Genomic DNA, 20,606 nt, shown 5'->3' with positions numbered 1-20,606 from the left:
TACGCGGGTCGGCTACGCCAGGGGGCCGAGGTCGCCTTCGAGGACGGTTTGGGTGATCGGGGGGCGGTCCCAGAGGGCGAGGATCTCGTTGGCGAGGTCGACGATCGGGAGCACGGGGTGGTCGTTGCGCACCTCGATGGAGGCGGCCAGCAAGGAGCGGGGGACGGCTTCGGCGTCGAGGAGGACGCGCCAGTCCTCAGGCGCGAGTTCGAGGAATTCCAGTCCCTTCAGGTGGGCGATCTCCAGGGGGTCGGCGAGGGTGCCGGGGTAGGCGGTGAGGGTGCGCAGGCGGGGCAGGCCCATGACGGGGACGAGGCTGAAGGGTTCGCCGTCCCACACGCCGAGGCTCAGGGCCTCCAGGCCGGGATGGGCGGCGGCCTCGACGCTCCGCACCGAGGCGTGGTTGACCCAGACCACCGCCGGCGGCTCGCCGTCCCCTCTACGGCCGACGCGCTCTTCCTTGGGTCCGTGCAGCACCAGGTCGGTGAGGGAGTCGCTGACCAGGGCGGCGCCTGTGTGCTCCTCGTGGCTGAGGATGACGATCTGCCCCAGGTGTCCGCACGGGCCCGGTGTCAGGTCGACGGCCAGCCGGTCGCCCCCGCCGTTGTCGCCGAAGGCGATCCAGCCGGGCGAGCCGACCAGACCCTGCACGGCGGCGTCGGGTGGTGTCACGACCGCGTCCTTCGCCCCGAACCGCCACAGGGCCGGGCGGGACGGCGCGTCCGCGACATACACCTGGTCCAGGGGGAGGATCTCGCAGTGGACCGCCCTGTACTGGACCTCCGCCGCCTCGTAGCCGCCGTCCCCGTCCTCCCAGCGCGCACGCGTCACCCGGTAGAGCACCTTGAGCTCGTCGGGCAGCGGGACCCCCAGGCGCTCCTCGGCGGCGGCGATCTCCTCGTCGGTGGCGCCGACGGCATCGGGCATCCGCTCGCGCAGCGTCCGCTCCAGCAGCGCGGGGTCGGCGGTCGGGGCCGGGGCCGCGTCGGGCGTCGGTTCGGGCAAGCGGCGCCACGGCTCGGGGACGGCGCCCTCGACGAGGACCAGCGAGCCGGGGTGCGGACCGCCGACGCCCGGTTCCACGGCGGGGCTCGGACCGATCAGCCGCAGCAGGGCCCGCCCGTCCGGCGAGGCTTCCAGCGTGAACGAGACGCCCTCGACATCGGATTCCATGAGCGCGTTACGCACCAGCTCCACCGCGTCCCACTCGGCCTGCATGTCCTCGAGCTGAGCGGCACGACCGGGCTGCGGCATCGATCGGGTCAGGGGGACGCTCCACCCGTGGACGCTGATCTGCCCCGCCACTTGGCCATCCGGTGCGGCGAGCCGCTCCGCCTTGTCGGCCCACAGGAGCCTCGACAGCGGCTCCCAGGTGGTGAAGTCATGGAGTGCGGACACGTGTCCTCCGGTTGGTTCCGGCGAGCGGGGCGAGGCGATTATCACGGACGGCCGTGTCCTGCCCTGGTCCGACCCCCTGCTCAAGGTGACCTTTGAATCGCTTCATCCCCTGCGAGCTCGGGAGCAGCGGCAGCACGGTCGGCTCCGGGTGCGCCGCTCCGAGACACGCACACGACACGGGTGACCGTGCCGCCGAACTCCCGTGGGCACGGTGCTGCGGATCGGACCGGTGGGGTCGGACACGACGGAGGTGCGACGCGCGGCCTCCTGAGTCACTGGAGCGACAGAAGTGACCGAAACCCGGACCTCGGGCCCGCGCTGAGCTAGCCTCAGTTTTCGGGGGGCGAACTGACGTGCGCCTAAATTCATTTCGGGGGTGTTGTGTCAGACCAGCGGCCGGTGCCATCACGTTCGACGGCAGAGAAGGCTCCGGCGCTGCGACAGGCGGGTGCCCTGCCCTTGCGCCCCGGCGACCCGGACCGCATCGGTCCCTATGTGTCACTGGGGCTGCTCGGCAGCGGCGGTATGGGGCGCGTCTATCTGGCGCGTCCCGTGGACGGCGGGCCCGACCTCGTCGCCGTGAAGGTGATCAGGCCCGAGTACGCGGAGGACGTCCGGTTCCGCCGCCGGTTCGAGCACGAGGCGTCGGTCCACAGCCGGGTGCGCACCCCGCGTATGCCGCGCCTGGCCGGCACGGGCTTCCGGGACGAACTGCTGTGGATGGCCACGGAGTACGTGCCCGGGCTCGATCTGGCGGCCGCCGTGCACGAGGACGGTCCGCTGCCGGCCGTCGCCGTCCGGCGGCTGGTGGCGGAGCTGGGGCAGGCGCTCGCCGACCTCTCCGCCGCGGGGATCGTGCACCGGGACCTGAAGCCGTCCAACGTCCTGCTCTCCGCCCGGGGCGCGCACGTCATCGACTTCGGCATCGCGAAGGCCGCCGACGCGAGCGCGATCACCGGCACGGGCAACCGGGTGGGCACCCCGGCCTACATGTCCCCGGAGTACCTGCGCACGGGTGAGTGCGACACCGCCTCGGACGTGTTCTCTCTGGCCTGCGCCCTGGTCTTCGCCGCGACGGGCAGCGCCCCGTTCGGCGACGGCACCGGCGTCGACGTCATGCACCGGGTGGCCTTCGAGGAGCCCAACCCGAAAGTGCTCGCCGAGATCGCGGCGGCCGACGCCACCCTCGCCTCGCTGCTGGCCGCCTGCCTGGCCAAGGAGCCCGGGAGCCGGCCGACCCCGGGGCAGCTGATCGAGGCGGCCGGGGCCGACCCCGGGAGCTCCGAGACGTCCGGCTGGCCCGAGCCGCTGGGCGGCAGAGTCCTCGCCCGGCAGCGGGCGTACGAGGCGCTGTGCCGGCTCCCCCTCGAACAGCCCGAGTCCGAGCGCGTGGAGAAGGCTCCGAGTCCGTCCGCCGACGTACCCTCGAGTCCGCCCGCCGACGCGTCGGCACAGGAGTTACGTCCGACGCGGCCCCGCACCTGGACCCGCCGCAAGCGGGTGCTGGTCGGCGCCGCCGGTCTCGCCCTGAGCACGGCGGCCGCCGGTGTCGTCGTACTCACCCTCCAGAGCCCCTCCGGCACCACGGCGTCGCCGGAGACGGGCACGACGAATTCCGCCGACGCTCTGCCCGGCGAGGCCGCCTCGGCGTCGGCGACCGGCGGCTCGGGCGGTGCGGCGGCCGTCCCGGACGGTGGGTCCGGGGTCTCGGAGGTGTCCGGCAAGGGTGACCCGGCCGCGCCTGACGGCGACGCCGCGCGCCCCGACGCGTCCGGCTCCGGCACCCCCGACGACGACCGGCACACCGACTCCTCCGCGCCCGCGCCAGGGACCGGCGCGCCCACCGGGACCACGCCGCCCCCGGCCGACGAGTCCACCGAGCCCTCGACCCCGGCCGGGCTCTCGGACTGCACGTACTACTCGGGCAACGGACGCACCCGCCTGGGGGACAGCGGCAAACGCGTGTCGCAGGTCCAGTGCATGCTGACCGGGCGCGGGTACGGCGTCGGGGACGCGGACGGCGAGTTCGGGACCGGGACGGAGGCCGCGGTGCGGAACTTCCAGAGCGACAAGGGGCTGAACGCCGACGGCGTCGTCGCGCGCGACACCTGGGTCGCGTTGCGCGGCACCGACTGACGTATCTGTCCGCCCGCTTGCGTCGGGGCTCCCCGAGCGGCGCCTGAGGTCACTCCACGAACAGTCCGCGCGCGGCGGCCCGCGCGTCGAACTCCTCCAAGTGGGCCTGGGCGTCCGGGAGGGCGTCGCACATCGCCTCCAGGAGGACCTGACCCAGCAGCATGGGGGCGCTGACGGTGTCGAAGACCAGGCCGGTGCCGACGGCGGCGGGGAGGAGCAGATCGCTGTGGGCGGCGACCGGGGCGAAGGTGCCGTCGGCGATGGTCACCACCGTGAGGCCCGCGGCGCGGGCGTGGGCGAGGGCGTCGAGGAGTTCACGCGGGTGGCGCGGCAGCGCGAAGCACAGCAGCGCGCTGGCGCCCGCCTTCCGGGCCGCGTCGATGCGGTCGGCGAGCAGTGAGCCGCCCTCGTCGAGCAGCCGTACGTCGGGGTGGACCTTCGCGGTGAAGTAGGCGAAGCCGCGTGCCTGGGCGGCGGAGGCGCGCAGCCCGAGGACCGGCAGGGGACGGGAGGCGGCGAGCAGCCGGCCCGCTCGTTCGACGGGCTCGGGGTCGGCCAGCAGGGACGCGAGGTGCCGCAGGTTGTCGATCTCGGCCTGTACTGCCTGCTGGTACGGGTTCCGCGACCGGCCGTCGAAGCCGTCCCAGGCGGGTGCGACGTCCCGGAGGTGGGCGCGGAGGGCCGGGTAGCCGTCGAAGCCGAGGGCGACCGCGAAACGGGTCACCGAGGGCTGGCTGACTCCGGCGAGCTGGGCCAGTTCCACGCTCGACAGGAAGGGCACGTCCGCCGCCTGCCGGACCAGGCAGTGGGCGATACGGCGCTGGGTCGGGGTGAGCCGACGCCCCTCGAAGAGCTGGTGCAGCCGCGCGGACGTACCGACGCCTCCGAGTCCTTCGGGGCCGGCTCCACCGGGTCGTTCGGCACCGACTCCCTCGGACCTCTCGGACCCAGGTCGTTCGGCACCGACTCCCTCGGACCTCTCGGACCCAGGTCGTTCGGCACCGACTCCCTCAGACCTCTCGGACCCAGGTCGTTCGGCACCGACTCCCTCAGACCTCTCGGACCCAGGTCGTTCGGCACCGACTCCCTCAGACCTCTCGGACCCAGGTCGTTCGGCACCGACTCCCTCAGACCTCTCGGAGCCAGGTCGTTCGGCACCGACTCCCTCAGACCTCTCGGTGCCGACAGCGTCAGCCATCTGATCCCCCAGCCGGTCGTCGTGCTCGGTCCCCTCCCCCTGCCCGGCGGGGTGGTCGGTGCGCGGTGCCGGGCAGGAGCGGGGGCGGACGGTGTGGGCGTGACCGGGACGGTCAGCTCGCGAGGCCGGCGGACGTCAGCCAGTCCTTGGCGACGACGTCGGCGTCCTCCTTGTCGTTGACGAGCTTCTTCATCATCTCCAGCAGGTCCTCGGTGGTGAGCTCGGCCGAGACGGCGTTGAGCGCGGACTTGGCCGTGTCGTTCACCGCGTCCTTGTAGACGAGCGGCGTGACGTTCTGCGAGGAGAAGAGGTTCTTCGGGTCCTCCAGGACCACCAGCTTGTCCGCGACGATGGCGGGGTCGGTGGTGTAGAGGTTGGCGGCCTGCACCTCGTCGTCCTTCAGCAGCTTCACCAGGGTGGTCTGAGCGCCCCCGTCGAGCGGCTGGAACTTCCCGAACTCCACGCCGTAGACCTTCTTCAGGCCGGCGACGCCCTGGTTGCGGGTCTTGAACTCCGAACTGGCCCCGAGCGTCATGTCCCCCGCGACCGGCTTGAGGTCGGCGAGGCTCTTGAGGTTGTGCTTGGCGGCGGTCTCGGCGGTGACCGTGACCGAGTCCTTGTCCTCGGCCGCGGCGGAGTCGAGGATCTCCACCGACGACGGGAGCTTCTCCTTCAGCTCCGCGTTGACCTGCTCGGTGCTGGTCGCGGTGCTGTTCTCGTCGACCGCCACCGACAGCAGGGCGCCGTTGTACTCGGGGAAGACGCCTATGCCGCCCTTGACCACCTGGTCGTAGTAGACCTCGCGGGCCCCGATGTCGAACTTCCGGGTCACCTTCAGGCCCTTGCTCTCCAGGGCCTGCGAATAGATCTCGGCGAGCAGCTGGTTCTCGGGGAAGTTCGCCGAGCCGACGACGATGGACTTGCCGTCGCCGCCACCGTTGTCGCCCGCCAGCGGGTTGTCGTCGCTGTCACCGCCACCGCCGCAGGCGGTCAGCGTGATTGCGGTGATCAGGCCGAACGCGGCGCCTCTGTACATGCCTCGCATGGGTTTTCCTCTCTCGGAGCCCGGGAGCTCCGAAAATCGTGATGAAGAGATTCAGGATTTCGACGCCGAGACCCTCAGGCCCGGCGAGACGACGACGCGCCGCAGCGCGGTGAACACGACCTGGACGACGAGGGCGAGCACGACGACGACGGTGGAGCCGCCGATGACCAGCTCGTAGTCGTTCCGGGAGAGTCCGTCGACGATGTAGCGGCCCAGGCCGCCGAGGCCGGGGTAGGCGGCGACGGTCGCGGTGGCCACCACCTGGATCGCGGCGACCCGCAGTCCGAGGAGGATCAGCGGCAGCGCCATCGGCACCTCCACCCGGATCAGGACCTCCCACTCGGTCATACCGACCCCGCGCGCGGCGTCCCGGGTGGCGGGGTCCACGCCCCGCACTCCCTCGAAGGTGTTGATGAGGATCGGCGGAACCGCGAGCGCGGTCAGGGCGACCAGCACGGGTGCGGTGCTGAGCCCGGCGAGGGTGACGACGAGGACGACCAGGCCGAAGGTGGGGATGGCGCGGGCGAGGTTCGCCACGGTCGCCACGGCGAACGCGCCACGGCCGGTGTGCCCGACGAGCAGCCCGAACGTCAGCCCGATGAGGGCGGCGAACAGCAGGGACAGTCCGCTGTAGGTGAGGTGCTCCAGGAGCCGCTGTGGGATGCCCTCGTCGCCGCGCCACTGGGCCGAGGAGGTCAGCCAGTCCCCCACGAGCTCCATCTGGTTCAGGAAATCGTTCATGCCGCCGTCACCTTGTTCCGGGACCACGGGGTGAGCAGCCGCTGCGCGAGGACCAGCAACGCGTCGGTGGTGAGCGCGAGCAGCATGATCAGCACGATCGCGGTGAAGATCGGGGTGGGGAAGTCGAGTTGGAGGCCGCGGGTGATGTAGTAGCCGAGGCCGCCCTGTCCGATCAGCTGTCCCACGGCGACGAGGCTGATGGACGAGACGGCGGCGACGCGCACACCGGCGATGACGACGGGGACGGCGATCGGCAGTTCGACCTGGACGACCCGGCGTACGGCGCCGAATCCCATCGCGGTGGCCGCGAGCCGGACCGGTTCGGGGACCGAGGCGAGGCCGTCGACGACGTTGGGCACCAGCACCGACAGGGTGTAGAGCGTCAGCGGGATCATCACCGTCTGTTCGGTCAGTCCGGTGTAGCGGACGAAGATCATGAACAGGGCGAGTGACGGGATCGAGTAGAGGATGTTGGACACGGTCAGGACCGGCGGGTAGAGCCAGCGCCAGCGGTGGCACGCGACGCCGAGCGGCACGGCGATGATCAGTCCGAACAGCACCGGGAGCAGGCCGAGTCTGAGGTGGACGCCGGTGTATTCGGCGAGTTCGGCGGTGTGGTCGGCTATCCACTGCCACCGGACCAGCGGTTCGTCGTCGCTCATCGGTCACCGCCGCCCGGGCTGTCGGCGGTGACCTTGTCGCCGGTCGGTGCTTCCTCGGCCGCCCCGGCGGACAGCTCGTACGCGTCCGCGACGCCGACGACCGCGCCCTGTGCGTCGACGCCGACCGCGAGGCGGGCGGGTGACAGCAGGGCCGAGTCGAGGGCGGCCCGTGCCGAGTCGCCGACGAGGCTGAAGGTGTGGCCGAGCGGGGTCAGCGGCGCGTCCGCGAGGGTGCCGGTGTCCGGCAGTCCGGCGACCGGGGTCCAGCCGAGGGGGCGCCGGGCGTCGTCGACGACCAGCACCCAGGGCTCGTCCACCGCGCGGGCCTCGGCCACGGGCGCGGTGGTCGACAGCACCGGGCCGTCGCGCAGCGGCAGCTCGGCCGCGTTGACGAAGGAGAGCCGGCGGATGCCCCGGTCGTGCCCGACGAAGTCGGCCACGAAGTCGTCGGCGGGACTGGCGAGCAGCCGCTCGGGGGTGTCGAACTGGGCGAGCTTGCCGCCGGTGCGGAACACGGCGATGTTGTCGCCGAGTTTGATCGCCTCGTCGATGTCATGGGTGACGAACACGATCGTCTTGTGCAGCTCCTTCTGCAGCCGGATGAACTCGTCCTGCAGCTCCGCCCGCACGATCGGGTCGACCGCGCTGAACGGCTCGTCCATCAGCAGCACCGGCGGGTCGGCGCCCAGCGCCCTGGCCACCCCGACGCGCTGCTGCTGCCCGCCGGAGAGCTGGCTCGGGTAACGCTTGGCCATCTCGGCGGGCAGGCCCACGAGTTCGAGCAGTTCCGCCGCCCGGGCCCGCGCCTTCTTCTTGTTCCAGCCGAGCAGCAGCGGAACGGTCGCTATGTTGTCCAGGATGGTCCGGTGCGGGAACAGCCCGGCGTGCTGGATCACATAGCCGATGCCGCGGCGCAGTTCGGGGGCGTTCACCTCCCGGATGTCCCGGCCGCGCAGCATCACCGTGCCGTCGGTCGGCTCCACCATGCGATTGATCATGCGCAGGGTGGTGGTCTTGCCGCAGCCGGAAGGACCGACCAAGACCGTGATGCCACCCTCGGCCAGCTCCAGGGACAGTTCGTCCACCGCTGTCGTGCCGTTTGGATATTTTTTGCTCACCGCGTCGAATCTGATCAAGACTGCCCCTTACCCGACTGCATATAGCCATTCAGAGTCGTCGGTGACTGAATGAGAGTCAATGGAATTCGGTGAACGGCACGTTACGTTCACACTAAGACGGCCCAGAGATGCCCGAAATTCTTAACTTTTGCCCTATATGTCCAACTTCATAAAGCTCGCCGTGGAGGCCTTGGTCGCCGCGCAGGCGGCGGATCTGGCGGCAGGACGGTGAGCCGCGACATCCTGGGGTCGGACGACGACCGGCGCACCCTGCGCGCCCTGACCGGGGAAGCGTCGGCCTTGGTGGGAGGAGCGTCATGACCAACTGCGACGTACACCAGCATCTGTGGACCCCCTCGCTGGTGACGGCCCTGCGGTCACGCCGCGAACCACCGTTCCTGGACGGCTGGACCCTGTTCCTGGACGGCGAGCCGCCCTACGAGATCCCGCCCGCCGACCACGACATCGCCCGCCGTGCGGACCTCGCCGCCACCGACGGACTCGGCCGGGCCCTCGTCTCGCTGTCCTCGCCGATCGGCGTGGAGTGGCTGCCCGGGGCCGAGGCGCGCCCCCTTCTCGACGCCTACCACGAGGGCTCGGCCACGCTCCCCGAGCCGTTCGGCGCCTGGGCCGCCGCCTGCGTACGGGACGTCGACGCGAAGGCGACCGCCCAGGACCTCGACGCGGGCTTCGTCGGCCTCCAGCTCCCGGCGAACGCCCTTGCCGACGCGGCCGGTTACACGCGCTGCGCCCCACTGCTCGACCTGCTCGAAGAGCGGGACCTCCCGCTGTTCGTCCACCCGGGGCCCGCGCCCGGCGGGGCCGAGGGGCCCGGCTGGTGGCCCGCGATGGTCCCCTATGTCCAGCAGATGCACTCCGCCTGGTTCGCCTTCCGTGCCTACGGCCGGCCGCGTCACCCCCGGCTGCGGATCTGCTTCGCGCTGCTGGCCGGGCTCGCCCCGCTCCACGGGGAGCGCTTCGCCGCCCGGGGCGACGGGAGCGACGCCGCGGGGGACCCGGACGTCTTCGTCGAGACCTCCTCCTACGGCCCGACCGCCGTCGAAGCCGTCGTCCGCGCCCTCGGCGTGCACGCCGTCGTCCAGGGCTCGGACCGCCCCTACGCGGAGCCCCCGCAACAGCCCGGCTTCGGCCTGGGCGGCGCGGCCGCGTACGCCTTCCGCATCACCAATCCCCGACGCCTGCTCACCGGGAAAGCCGACTGAGGCCGGAGCCGGGCCGCCCCGCCGCGTCGAAGCCGTCCCCTCAGCGGCCGGGGCGGATCAGCCCCGTCAGATAGCGCCACAGCGAGGAGCGCTGCCGGGCGGACGGGTCCGGTGTCACCGGCTCCTCCACGTCTCCCGCCCCCATCGGCTCCTCCGCCGCGCCGTCCGCCCGTGGCCGCTCGGACGTCGGCGCGAGTTCGTACCGTACGGGCAGCGAGCGCAGGCCCCGCATGAAGGGCGAGGAACGCCAGGGCAGTTGGTCGACGGGGAGGGCGAGGTCGAGGTCGGAGAACCGCTCGAACAGCCGGCCCACCCCGACGGCGGCGACCGTCGAGGCGAGTTCGCGTGCCGGGCACTGGCGCGGGCCCGCGCCCCAGGAGAGGTGGGCCCGGGTGCTGACGGTGGTGCCGGGGGCCACGTGGTCGGCGAAGAGCGGGTCGGCGTGGGCAGCGGCGGCGGAGACCCAGACCGGGTCGCCCGCGCGGATCAGGTAGTTGCCCAGCGGGGTGTCCTCGGCCGCGAACCTCGGCACGAAGTTCACCAGCGGCGGCTTCCGCATGACGACCCGGTTCATGGCCTCCCGGACCATGCCCGCGGAGAGGCTGGCCCGCACGCTGTCCTCGCCCGAGAGAACCTCGACGACCGTGTTGGAGATGAGGATGCCGACGTGGTCGGACGTCATGCCCAGCAGCATGAACAGTTCACGGGCCAGCTCGTCGAGCGAGAGGTCGGGGTGGGCGGCCAGCAGGTAGGAGGGGAAGTCCTCGCCGGGCTCCTTCAGCTTCAGCCTCCCCAGTTCCGCGAGCGCGCCCAGCAGCCGCTCCAGGGCGGGCCCCGCGTCCGGGCCCGCGTCCAGTACCCGCCACATGTCCATCAGGGCGTCGTCGCCCTGGGAACCGGGGAAGCCGAGCAGATGGCTGGCCACCATCAACGGCAACGGCCGGGAGAACTGGGCGGACAGGTCCGCCAGCCCCGTACCACCGGCCTGGCCCATCAGGGTGATCAGTTCGTCGGCGTAGGCGGTGACGGCCGTCTTCAGCCGCTTGGCCTGGGGGTTGCGCGGGTCCTGGAACGGCCTGAGCGCCAGGTCCCACGCGGTCCGCAGCGTGCGGTGGCCGGGGCCGCCCTGGATCAGTACATGGTTGACCTCCAGGGACGGACCGAGCGGCCAGTCGGCCGGGACCCGGCCCTCCGTCCGGGCCCGCCAGTTCTCCAGGCCCTTCGGCCACCCGTCGTCGTCCTGGAGGACCTGGAGCGCCTCGCGGTAGCCCAGGACCAGCCAGGCGGGTACGCCCAGCAGATCCACCGGCGCCACCGCGCCGTGCCGCTGCCTCAGCCGCTCGTACACCAGCGAGGGACGCGTCTCGTAGTCCCGGGTCAGCAGCGGTTCGGGAGACAGCGCCTCCAGACCCGTGTCGTTCAGCTCCACGGACACGCCCTCGCCCGACTGGGTTTCCCTCACCATGCCGCCCCTCCGACACTCCCCGTACCGGCCCACCTTCAGCCGGTGACCGGAAACGTGGGGACCCTACCCCAGGGTCACATCCAGGGGAACGGCGGGCGTCACCACGCACAGCTCCCGCCCCCTGACCCACCGCCGTGGACGACGGCGAACCAGGCCGTCAGCCGGCGGCACGGGCCGCCTCGACGAACTCCGCGATGAGGGCGGGGTCCTTGACGCCTCGGCTCTGTTCCACGCCGCTGGAGACGTCGACGCCCCAGGGGCGGGTGGCGGCGACGGCGTCGCGCACGTTCTCCGGGGTGAGGCCCCCGGCGAGGAGCCACTTCTCCCCGTCCGAGGCCAGCGGCCTGCTCGACCAGTCCCAGGCGATGCCCGAGCCGGGGACGGGCGCGTCGAGGAGGAGCATGTCCTCGCCGAACTCCCCGCAGCGCGGCACCGAGTCGCCGAACGCCGCGGCACGGATCAGGGTCCAGCCGCCGGTCGCCAGGTCGTCGTAGTAGGCGCGCTCCTCCGGGCCGTGCAGCTGGACGGCCCGGATTCCCGAGTCGGTGGCCAGGGACCGTACGTCGTCGAGGGGCTCCTCGCGGAAGACGCCGACCGTCAGGACGTGCTCCGGTACGCGGCGGCTCAGCCGTGCGGCCGTGGCGGCGTCGATCCGGCGCGGGCTGGCCGAGAAGACGAAGCCGATGGCGTCGGCGCCCGCCTCGACGGCCGTGTCGACGTCCTGCTCGGTCTTCAGACCGCAGATCTTGATGAAGAGGGAGTCACTGGAGTTGCTCACCGCCCCAGCCTGCCGTATCGGCGGCGGGAACGGGACGGCGGTCACCCGGTCCAGGTGCGCCCGACGCGGTCAGCTCCACGCTCCCGACTGGCGCCGGGTGACGACCGCGCTGAGCGTGCGCACGCCCCGGGTCGAGCCCGGGTCGATGCCGGTGAGCTCCCGCACCCGGCGGAGGCGGTAGTCGAGGGTGCGGGTGTGGACGTTGAGGGCGGTCGCGGTGGCGCCGCGGTGCATGTCGTGGCGGTAGTACGCGTCGAGGGTGAGGAGCAGGTCCGGGCCGGAGTCCAGCCGGCGGGCCACCGCGCTCAGCCAGTCGTCGACGAACGGCACATCCGCGACGGCCAGTTCGACGAACACGTCCGCCAGGGTGTGCGGGCGCAGCCGGGCGTCCGCGCGGCTCAGCGGGGCCGCCCGACTGATCCGCCGGGCCCTGTCCAGGGCGTCGGCCAGCCCGGACAGCGGGGCGGTGGCCGTACCGACGGCGCAGGGCCGGCCGAGGGCGCGGGCGAAGTCCCGTACGAGATCCGGCACGTGGTGGGGGGTGAGATCGGGAATGAGATCGGGAACGGTGTGCGGCGGCACGTTTTCCGCTTCGGCGGCGCCGGACATCAGGGGGACCAGGGCGATCAGCTCACCGCTTCCGTCTCCGTTCTCCAGGCCCCACATGACCGGTACCTGGTGGCTCTTCACCAGCGTCTCGATCTCGTTTTGCAGGAAACGGTCGACGGCGGGCGGGTCCGGCAGCCGGAACACCGTCACCGCACAGTCATCGGGCAGTTCCATGTCGACGGCCTCGGCGAGTTCCGCCGCTATCGGATCACCGTTCAGCAATGACCGGGCCAGCAGGGCGACCTGCTCGGCATACGGCATTCGGCGGCGCAGTACGCGCACGAATCCCTCACGGTAGGCACCGATGCCGCGCTCACCCTGCGGGGCGAACCAGGTCATCATGCGCATGAGTTCGTCGACGCCGCCGCCGCGCTGGGCCTCGGTCGCCTCGTTGATCTCGCGCAGCATGAGCGCGGTGTGCACCCGCAGCACCCGCTGCCGCGCGTCGAGCGACATTCCGGCCCCGGCCCGCAGCTCCCCCATCGACGCGATGTAGCCGAGGTCGTCGCCGCTCAACTCGCTGTTGTCCGGCGACAGTTCGACGGTACGACGGCGGAGCCACATCGCGTGCTCCAGCGTCTCGGCCCGGGCCCGGGGGTCCTTGTCCAGGAACCCGAACTCCGGGATCTCACGCTCGTACGTCTCGACCTCGCGGCGGGCGTTGGTCGACGCCTGCCGGGCCAGTTCGGCGAAGAGGCTCCCCATGGACGCGAGCATGTCATTCCGGACGAACCGGCCGACAGGCGAGATCCGGACGGCGTTCATCACTCCGCATAAATCGGCGTCAACCCTGTCGAGCAGGCTTTTGTCACAGTGCGCAAAATTCCCGGATCGGGGCGTTCCCGTCACCACTTCCGCTTGTGGAGGAGCTGTGAAACGGCCTTAATGAGAACCGCGTACACGCCCGTTGGGGGAACACGGCGGCACATCATTCCGGCGCGGCTCCGGCACGGTCCGGAAATCAGTGCGGGCGGAAGTACGGGAATTCTCAGACATGCGCCCCACAATGGCGCTCGCTCAAACGGGAGGGAAACTCCGATGAAAGCGGACAAGAGAAAGAGAATCATGGCGGCGGTCGCGGTCATGGCCACGTCGACGGCGCTCATGCTCGGCACTCCGGGCACCGGTTCGGCCGCCCCCGCCGCCACCCCCAGCCTGCGTGCCTACGGGATCACCGGTGACGGCACCCTGATGGCCGCGTTCTGGACCGACCGGCCGGACGTACTCAACTGGGTCAGGGCCGTCACCGGCCTCAGCGGCGACACGGGCCTGATCGGCATCGACTTCCGGGTGCAGAACGGCCTGATGTACGGCGTGGGCAACAAGGGCGGCATCTACACGATCAAGATCCCGACGGGCACCCAGGACGTCGTGGTCACCAAGGTGTCCCAGCTCCAGTACGCGCTGAACGGCACGAACTTCGGCGTCGACTTCAACCCGGCGGCCGACCGGCTGCGCGTGATCAGCGACAACGGCCAGAACCTGCGGCACAACCTCAACGACCACACGACCATCCAGGACCTGAACCTCACCACCCCGCCGATCGAGGGCACGACCAAGGGCGTCTCCGCCGCCGCCTACACGAACAACGACCTCGACGGGACCACGGCGACCACCCTGTTCGACATCAACACGACCAGCGACCAGGTCGTCATCCAGTCCCCGGCCAACAACGGCACGCTCTCCGCGACCGGCAACCTCGGCATCGATGCCCAGATCAACGCCGGCATGGACATCTACAGCACCCTGAGCGGCGGCAAGACGATCGACAACGCCGCCTTCGCCACCCTCGCCCCCTCCGGAGCCGGCACGCCCTCCCTCTACACCATCAACGTCTTCACCGGACAGGCCACCCTCGTGGACCCCGACCCCGCCAGGGCCAAGTTCCCCCTGAACATCACGGACGTGGCCATCTCCCTCACCGGCAGCTGACCCCGCGGACCGCGCCTCACCGCGGAGGAGGCGGCGGCTGACGGGCCGACAGGTCCGTCAGGTCACCGCAGTTCCTCCAGGTCGAGGTCCGGCCCCACGACCAGGGTCACGACCCCCGCGGCGGCGTCCGCGGACCGCGTGGCCCTGGTGTCGGGCAGCCGCGAGGTGAGGACCTTCGCCTGCTGGGTGAGGTCGGCCGGGTAGGCGACCGTGGTCTCGTCGGTGTTCTCGGGCGCGTTGCCCGTGCCGACGACGGTGAAGCCCGCCTCGCGCAGCTTCTCGGCGACGGCGCCCGCTCGCCCGGTGACACCGGTGCCGTTGAGGACCTGGACGCGTACGGCGGACGCGTAGACCAGGTCGTTCTTCGCCTGTGCCTGCAGCCGCTTCTTGTCGACCTCCTTGTCCTTGGCGAGGGAGGTGAACAGGTCGGCGGCCTGCGGGTACTGCCAGACGATGTTGGCCTTGTCGGTGGGGACGTCCGCCTCGCGGGGGTAGTTGGGGACCGTCAGGAAGGTCAGCCGGTCGCTCGGGATGCCCTTGAGCTCGGAGGCGAGGTCGTAGAGCGGGTCGATGCCGGCGAGGTCCTCGTCCGTGGTCAGGGACTTGGTGGCGGACTGCAGGAAGTCGTAGAGCGACGTGGGGCTGGTCAGCTTCGACTTGGCCTTGGCGGCCAGGGCCTCCATGAACTCCTGCTGGCGTCCGATGCGTCCGATGTCGGAGCCGTCGCCGACGGCGTAGCGGGTCCGTACGTAGCCGAGCGCCTTCTCGCCCTCGACGGTCTGACAGCCGGCCTCCATGTCGAGGCGGGCCTTCTTGTCCTTGATGGCCTGCTCGGGGCAGACCTCGATGCCGTCCAGGGCGTCGACCATCCCCTTGAAGCCCTGGAAGTCGACCGACATGAAGCTGTCTATGCGCAGTCCGGTGTTCTCCTCGACCGTCCTGATCGAGCAGGCGGCGGCCCCGGCGACCTCGCCGCTCGCACCGCCGATCGCGAACGCCTCGTTGATCTTCGCCAGGTGCGGACTGGAGGTGCTGCCGTCCCCCTTGTCGCACGCGGATATCTCGACCCATGAGTCACGCGGGAACGACACCACGGTCGCCCACTCCCGGTTCGCCGGGACGTGCAGCACCATCAGCGTGTCCGACTGCATGGTGGTCAGGCCGTCGCCGCCGTACCGCGCGTTCGCCCCGTCCCGACTGTCCGAGCCGACGACCATGATGTTCTTGGAGCCCGGGCTGAGATTGACCGGGCGGTCCCCGCCGAGCTTGCCGTCGACATCGGCGCCGGTGATGTTGTTGTCCAGGTCCTTGTAGACCCAGGCACCGACACCTCCGACACCGAGGACGAGCAGGGCCGCGCTGCCCGCGAGCCAGCTCACCGTCCGGCCCCGCCGCGTCAGTCGCGTCCCCCCGCCACCGCCACCCGCGCGCCGCCTTCCCGTACCACTCACCGGCCTCCCCCGCCTCGGCCGCACCCGGCCGGTCGACTACCCCCTGCGCGTCCGGCACTTGATCACCGAACCCCAGGACTCTACATCCAGGTAGATATACGTACAGGCGTCCGACTCGTCTCACCCCGCCCGGGCAGGCCTCAGGCGTCCCCTTCGCCCCGCGTCCCACCCAGCAGCTCACGCAGCAGTCGCTCGTCGTCCGGCTCCAGCCGGGCCGGCCACCACGGATCCTCGACCGGTTCGGCGAGGTCGAGCGTCGAAAGCCTGCGCAAGGGCGTGGCCGCGTCCCCGCCGGACCGCTGCCCGGCGGTGGGGCGTCCCACCGGCGTCGTCAGTGCGATTCGCGGCTCACCTGGGAGCCGCTGGAGCCGATGAGGAAGTCGAGGTCGGCGCCGGTGTCGGCCTGGAGGACATGGTCGACGTAGAGGCGTTCCCAGCCGCGTCGGGGGTCGGCGAAGCCGTCGAGCGTGGCCCGGTTCGGCTCCCGGCGGGCAAGTTCGTCGGCGGGTACGTCGACGTCGATGCGGCGGGCCTGGACGTCGAGGACGATGAAGTCGCCGGTCCGCAGGAGGGCGAGGGGGCCGCCGGCCGCCGCCTCGGGTGCCACGTGCAGGACGACGGTGCCGTACGCCGTGCCGCTCATCCGGCCGTCACAGACGCGGACCATGTCGCGGACGCCCTGTTCGAGGAGTTTCTTCGGCAGGGGCATGTTGGCGACCTCGGGCATGCCCGGGTAGCCCTTGGGGCCGCAGCCGCGCAGGACGAGAACGGAGTCCGCGTCGACGTCCAGGTCCGGGTCGTCGATCCGGGCGTGGAAGTCCTCGACGGAGTCGAAGACGACGGCCCGCCCTCGGTGGCGCAGGAGGTGCGGGGAGGCGGCGGCCGGTTTGACGAGCGCGCCGTCGGGGGCGAGGTTGCCGCGCAGGACGGCGATGCCGCCCTCGGCGACCAGTGGTTCGGCGCGCGGGCGGATGACCTCGGCGTCCCAGACGGTCGCGTCGTCGAGGTGGTCGACCAGCGGCTTGCCGGTCACGGTCAGCGCGTCGGGGTCGAGCAGGTCGCGGACCTCACGCAGGACGGCGAGCAGGCCTCCGGCGCGGTGGAAGTCCTCCATGAGGAAACGCCCGGCGGGCTGGAGGTCCACGAGGACGGGTACGCGGGAGCCGATGCGGTCGAAGTCGTCGAGGGACAGGTCGACGCCCGCGCGGCCGGCGATGGCGAGGAGATGGACGACCGCGTTGGTGGAGCCGCCGATGGCCGCGAGCGCCACGATCGCGTTGTGGAAGGACGCCTTGGTGAGGAAGGTGCCCGGCCGCCGGTCGGCGCCCACCAGGTCCACGGCCAGCCGGCCGGTGTGGTGCGCGGCCTCGAGGAGGCGGCTGTCGGGGGCGGGAGTCCCGGCCACGCCCGGGACGACGGTGCCCAGCGCCTCGGCCACCAGCGCCATCGTCGACGCGGTCCCCATCGTGTTGCAGTGCCCCCGGCTGCGGATCATCGCCGACTCGGAGCGGGTGAACTGCTCCTGGGAGAGCGTGCCCGCCCGGACCTCCTCCGACAGCCGCCACACATCGGTGCCGCAGCCCAGGGGCTTGCCCCGGAAGGTCCCGGTCAGCATCGGGCCGCCCGGCACGACCACGGCGGGCAGGTCCACCGAGGCGGCCGCCATCAGCAGCGACGGGATCGTCTTGTCGCAGCCGCCCAGCAGCACGACGCCGTCGATGGGGTTGGCCCGCAGCATCTCCTCCGTGGCCATCGCCGCCATGTTCCGCCAGAGCATGGCCGTGGGCCGCACCTGTGTCTCGCCCAGCGACACCACCGGGAGGTCCAGCGGGATGCCGCCCGCCTCGTACACACCGTCGCGCACCGAGGCCGCGACCTCGTTCAGATGCGCGTTGCAAGGGGTCAGGTCCGAGGCGGTGTTGGCGATGGCGATCTGGGGCCGGCCGGTGAAGGCGTCACCCGGCACCCCCCGCCGCATCCACGCCCGGTGGATGTAGGCGTTGCGGTCCTGTCCCTCGTACCACTGCGCGCTGCGGAGCGTCACCCTTGAGCCTTCCGACATTCGGTACGGCGGTCTGAGATCCGGAACGCGATGAAGCATACGCAGGCGTACGAGAGCTCGACAGACCTCGGCGAGGACGGCCCGGCGGCGCCGGGAGCAGCCGACTTGTGGGCACACCCGTGAGCGCTACGAGCTCGGCGACGGGTTCCCGACGAGGTGGGCCCCGTACTCGCCGGTGAACGCCCGGCCGGGGCGGGGGACGGGCCGAAGATCCACGTCGAGTCCCGACAGCGGGCACTCGGTGGCTCGGTCCGGCGGGGCGGTTCTCGCACGTGGAGGGGCCCGGCATACCGTACGGGGAGATCACGATCAGCCCGGGAGTTCGCATGGCCGGTAGCCGCCGGAAGAGACCCGTCGAGCCCTTCGAGGCCATCGAGCCCCCGGGCAACGCCCCACTGGTCCTCGGCGTGCTGGCGGTGACGGCGCTGGTGGAGGCTCTCGGGGTGCTGTCCGGGTCCGAGGTGTGGCTCCTCGGGCTGCTGGTGTTCCTGCCGGGGACGGCGTCGGCGCTGTGCACGGTCCGGCAGACGGCGTTCGTCGCCACGTGGACCACGCTGGTCGTCACGACCACCGCGGTGGTGCGGAACGCCGACGCGGACCGGTGGCTCGACCGGCTCCTGCTGGTCCTGCTCACCCTCGCCCTGGGCGTGGCCTCGGTGTACGCCTGTCACCGGCGGATCAGGCGCGAGCACGAGATGGTGCGGCTGCGCTCCACGGCCGCGGCCATGCAGCGGCACATCCTGCACCCCCTCCCCCTGCTCACCGACGACGTGCTGGTCAACGGCGTCTACGAACCTCTCCAGGAGGACCGGCTCGTCGGCGGCGACATCTATGACGTCGTGGCCTCGCCCTGGGGGACCCGGGTGCTGATCGGAGACGTCCAGGGGAAGGGGCTGGCCGCCGTGGGCACCGCGTTCGCCGTCATCGGCACCTTCCGTGAGGCGGCCCACCGCGAGCCCACGCTCACCGCGCTCGTCGACGCCCTGGACGCCGCCGTGGTCCGCCACAACTCCTACGCCGAACACACCGGCGACGACGAACGTTTCGTCACCGCCCTCGTCCTCGGCATCGACGCGTTGACCGAGGAAGCGCAGGCCGTCAACTGCGGGCACATCCTGCCGCATGTGCTGCACGAGGGCTCGGTCACCACGGCCACGCTGGACTCCGGCGTCCCGCTCGGTCTCGCCGAACTCGCCCTCGAACCCACGACCGTGGGCTGGTTCCCGTTCCCGGACGGCGCGACGCTGCTGCTGAGCACCGACGGCCTCACCGAGACCCGCGCCGCCGACGGCACGTTCTACCCGGTCGACGAACGCCTGGCCGAACACCTCGACCTCTCCCCCACCGAGCTGCCCCGAGCCCTGTACGAGGACGCCCTCGCGTACGCGGGCAGCGGCGGCCGGCACGACGACGTCGCCGTCCTGACGGTCCGTCGCACCCCGCGCCCATGACGCGCCCGCCTACGGGGAGAGCGTCGACGACAGCAACGCCCACACCGTCGCGATCCCGACAACCCCGACAACAACGTCGCCGTGACCGACCTGTCTCGCGTCAGTCCTGGACCAGTTGATCGGCCAGGCGATGGGCCTGGGCCAGCAGCGTTCCGTAGGTCACCAGTGCGTCGGGGTCGTCCGAGACGGCGCCCGGTAGCCGGCGGCGGAACTCGTCGAGTGTGCGGTGGAGTTCGCCGACGGCCTCGCGGAGTTCCCGCGCGGCGGAGTCGTCGTGGCCGCTCGGGGCGAATCGGGTCCGGCTGTACAGCCGGACGGCGCGGGCGGTGTGGCGCAGGAAGGCCGCGTACGGGTGGGCGATGGCCGCGCTCGGCCGGGCCGCCTTCCCCCGGTGGTCGGCGGTCTCCCACACCGTCCGGGTCACGCCCGCGGTGTGGACGGCGACGTAGTCGAGCACGGCCAGCGCGTCGGCGTACACCTTGCCGGGCGGGGAGACGGCGTGCTTGCGGCGGCCCCGGGGGTTGACGCGCATGCTCTCCCGGCTCCAGCCGATCGCCGACCGCGCCTGGTCGACCAGGCGGCCCAGCCGCAGTGCGCGCTCGTGCCAGTCCCCGGCCTCGTGCGCGTCCCACTCGCCGGCGGCCAGCCCGTCGGCCACCGCGTCCAGGATCTCGTCGGCCTCACGGGCGGCGTCCTCCAGCGCGGAGCGGGTGTCGCGCAGATACACGGGAGGGCGGATCAGCGCGTTGACGGCGACGCCGACCATCGCGCCGAAGACCGCCTCCGCGATACGGGCGGCCGACGCGGCGACGGTGATCTGTCCGCTGGTCAGCACGAAGAGGGCGCCGGTGGCGGCGTAGACGCCCTGGCTGCCCAGGCGCTGCCACTGCCCCAGCAGCAGCAGCACCGTCGGCAGGACCAGGGCCATCGTGACGATCGTGCTGTCCAGCACGAGCGCCACCGCCGTCGCCACCACCGTGCCCACGGCGATCGCCGCGAGCTGCTGCAGCCCGTGCGCGATCGACCGGTACACCGTCGACTCCACCAGTACGACGGCCACCCAGGGCGCCACGAACGCCATCGGCGCCGCGAGCCACCAGCCCGCCACCGCCCACGCCACCCAGGCCGCCAGCGCCGCCTTGCCGGCCTGCGCCACCAGATCCCGCTCACGGCCCGGCCCCGTCCACGCCCGCCGCACCGTCTGCGCGGCGGCCCCGCCGCGCCGCCGAACCGCCCGTACCGCCCTGCCAGTCCACTCCATGTCACACCAAGTGCCACGCCAGGTACGAGACGCACCCGCCGACGGCGACTTCACGGCGTCCGTGCCTCGACGGCCC

At 71.8% G+C, this 20,606-nt stretch carries 17 protein-coding genes; 4 read left to right on the top strand and 13 right to left on the bottom strand.

The features are described from left to right. Positions 1 to 12 precede the first annotated feature (12 nt). A complete protein-coding gene (locus JIX56_RS42230; protein ID WP_257549014.1) occupies positions 13 to 1,398 on the bottom strand; it encodes an SMI1/KNR4 family protein in 1,386 nt (461 codons plus the stop codon). 399 nt (positions 1,399 to 1,797) lie between these two features. On the opposite strand from JIX56_RS42230, the gene JIX56_RS42225 reads away from it, so the two are divergent. Continuing rightward, on the top strand, positions 1,798 to 3,534 hold the full coding sequence (locus JIX56_RS42225) for a protein kinase domain-containing protein (protein WP_257549013.1): 1,737 nt from the start codon (positions 1,798 to 1,800) through the stop codon (positions 3,532 to 3,534). A gap of 49 nt (positions 3,535 to 3,583) precedes the next feature. Here JIX56_RS42225 and JIX56_RS42220 read toward each other — a convergent pair whose 3' ends face one another. The 5 genes from JIX56_RS42220 to JIX56_RS42200 all read right to left on the bottom strand — a co-directional run bounded on the left by JIX56_RS42220 (position 3,584) and on the right by JIX56_RS42200 (position 8,316). Then, positions 3,584 to 4,396 (bottom strand): MurR/RpiR family transcriptional regulator, encoded by an 813-nt coding sequence (locus JIX56_RS42220; RefSeq protein ID WP_257551436.1) that lies wholly within the window; start codon positions 4,394 to 4,396, stop codon positions 3,584 to 3,586. 448 nt (positions 4,397 to 4,844) lie between these two features. Continuing rightward, entirely contained in the window at positions 4,845 to 5,768 is a 924-nt protein-coding gene (locus JIX56_RS42215) for an ABC transporter substrate-binding protein (protein ID WP_257551435.1), read from the bottom strand. A gap of 60 nt (positions 5,769 to 5,828) precedes the next feature. Further along, positions 5,829 to 6,518 (bottom strand): ABC transporter permease, encoded by a 690-nt coding sequence (locus JIX56_RS42210; RefSeq protein ID WP_257549012.1) that lies wholly within the window; start codon positions 6,516 to 6,518, stop codon positions 5,829 to 5,831. Then, on the bottom strand, positions 6,515 to 7,180 hold the full coding sequence (locus tag JIX56_RS42205; RefSeq protein WP_257549011.1) for an ABC transporter permease: 666 nt from the start codon (positions 7,178 to 7,180) through the stop codon (positions 6,515 to 6,517). Before JIX56_RS42205 ends, JIX56_RS42210 begins: the two co-directional genes overlap by 4 nt. Next, positions 7,177 to 8,316, bottom strand: a complete 1,140-nt coding sequence (locus tag JIX56_RS42200) for an ABC transporter ATP-binding protein (protein ID WP_257549010.1) — start codon at positions 8,314 to 8,316, stop codon at positions 7,177 to 7,179. Before JIX56_RS42200 ends, JIX56_RS42205 begins: the two co-directional genes overlap by 4 nt. A gap of 299 nt (positions 8,317 to 8,615) precedes the next feature. On the opposite strand from JIX56_RS42200, the gene JIX56_RS42195 reads away from it, so the two are divergent. Further along, positions 8,616 to 9,521: an amidohydrolase gene (locus JIX56_RS42195; protein WP_257549009.1), complete on the top strand. Its 906-nt coding sequence runs from the start codon at positions 8,616 to 8,618 to the stop codon at positions 9,519 to 9,521. Between the two features lie 40 nt (positions 9,522 to 9,561). On the opposite strand, the gene JIX56_RS42190 is transcribed toward JIX56_RS42195, so the two are convergent. From JIX56_RS42190 to JIX56_RS42180, 3 genes are all read right to left on the bottom strand, one after another. Further along, the gene (locus JIX56_RS42190; protein ID WP_257549008.1) at positions 9,562 to 10,986 is read right to left on the bottom strand and encodes a cytochrome P450; all 1,425 of its coding nucleotides are present in this window, start codon (positions 10,984 to 10,986) and stop codon (positions 9,562 to 9,564) included. Positions 10,987 to 11,143: 157 nt separating this feature from the next. Further along, the gene (locus tag JIX56_RS42185) at positions 11,144 to 11,764 is read right to left on the bottom strand and encodes a phosphoribosylanthranilate isomerase (RefSeq protein WP_257549007.1); all 621 of its coding nucleotides are present in this window, start codon (positions 11,762 to 11,764) and stop codon (positions 11,144 to 11,146) included. Positions 11,765 to 11,833: 69 nt separating this feature from the next. Next, positions 11,834 to 13,078 carry a PucR family transcriptional regulator gene (locus tag JIX56_RS42180; protein WP_257549006.1) on the bottom strand — a complete coding sequence of 415 codons (1,245 nt, stop codon included), beginning with the start codon at positions 13,076 to 13,078 and terminating at the stop codon, positions 11,834 to 11,836. A gap of 360 nt (positions 13,079 to 13,438) precedes the next feature. Here JIX56_RS42180 and JIX56_RS42175 point away from each other — a divergent pair, with 360 nt between their 5' ends. Beyond that, entirely contained in the window at positions 13,439 to 14,305 is an 867-nt protein-coding gene (locus tag JIX56_RS42175; RefSeq protein ID WP_257551434.1) for a DUF4394 domain-containing protein, read from the top strand. A gap of 62 nt (positions 14,306 to 14,367) precedes the next feature. On the opposite strand, the gene JIX56_RS42170 is transcribed toward JIX56_RS42175, so the two are convergent. The 3 genes from JIX56_RS42170 to JIX56_RS42160 form a co-directional block, all read right to left on the bottom strand. Further along, positions 14,368 to 15,756 (bottom strand): LCP family protein, encoded by a 1,389-nt coding sequence (locus JIX56_RS42170; RefSeq protein WP_443031970.1) that lies wholly within the window; start codon positions 15,754 to 15,756, stop codon positions 14,368 to 14,370. 140 nt (positions 15,757 to 15,896) lie between these two features. Beyond that, the gene (locus JIX56_RS42165) at positions 15,897 to 16,079 is read right to left on the bottom strand and encodes a hypothetical protein (RefSeq protein ID WP_257549004.1); all 183 of its coding nucleotides are present in this window, start codon (positions 16,077 to 16,079) and stop codon (positions 15,897 to 15,899) included. A gap of 8 nt (positions 16,080 to 16,087) precedes the next feature. Then, the gene (locus JIX56_RS42160) at positions 16,088 to 17,800 is read right to left on the bottom strand and encodes an IlvD/Edd family dehydratase (protein ID WP_257549003.1); all 1,713 of its coding nucleotides are present in this window, start codon (positions 17,798 to 17,800) and stop codon (positions 16,088 to 16,090) included. Positions 17,801 to 18,144: 344 nt separating this feature from the next. On the opposite strand from JIX56_RS42160, the gene JIX56_RS42155 reads away from it, so the two are divergent. Next, the gene (locus JIX56_RS42155; RefSeq protein ID WP_257549002.1) at positions 18,145 to 19,269 is read left to right on the top strand and encodes a PP2C family protein-serine/threonine phosphatase; all 1,125 of its coding nucleotides are present in this window, start codon (positions 18,145 to 18,147) and stop codon (positions 19,267 to 19,269) included. A gap of 100 nt (positions 19,270 to 19,369) precedes the next feature. Here JIX56_RS42155 and JIX56_RS42150 read toward each other — a convergent pair whose 3' ends face one another. Next, the gene (locus JIX56_RS42150) at positions 19,370 to 20,530 is read right to left on the bottom strand and encodes an aromatic acid exporter family protein (RefSeq protein WP_257549001.1); all 1,161 of its coding nucleotides are present in this window, start codon (positions 20,528 to 20,530) and stop codon (positions 19,370 to 19,372) included. Positions 20,531 to 20,606: the final 76 nt, after the last annotated feature.

The organism is Streptomyces sp. CA-210063, assembly GCF_024612015.1.
Taxonomy (GTDB): Bacteria; Actinomycetota; Actinomycetes; order Streptomycetales; family Streptomycetaceae; genus Streptomyces.
The sequence above is the reverse complement of the archived record's forward strand: the minus strand, read 5'-3'. Positions and strand labels throughout refer to the sequence as shown.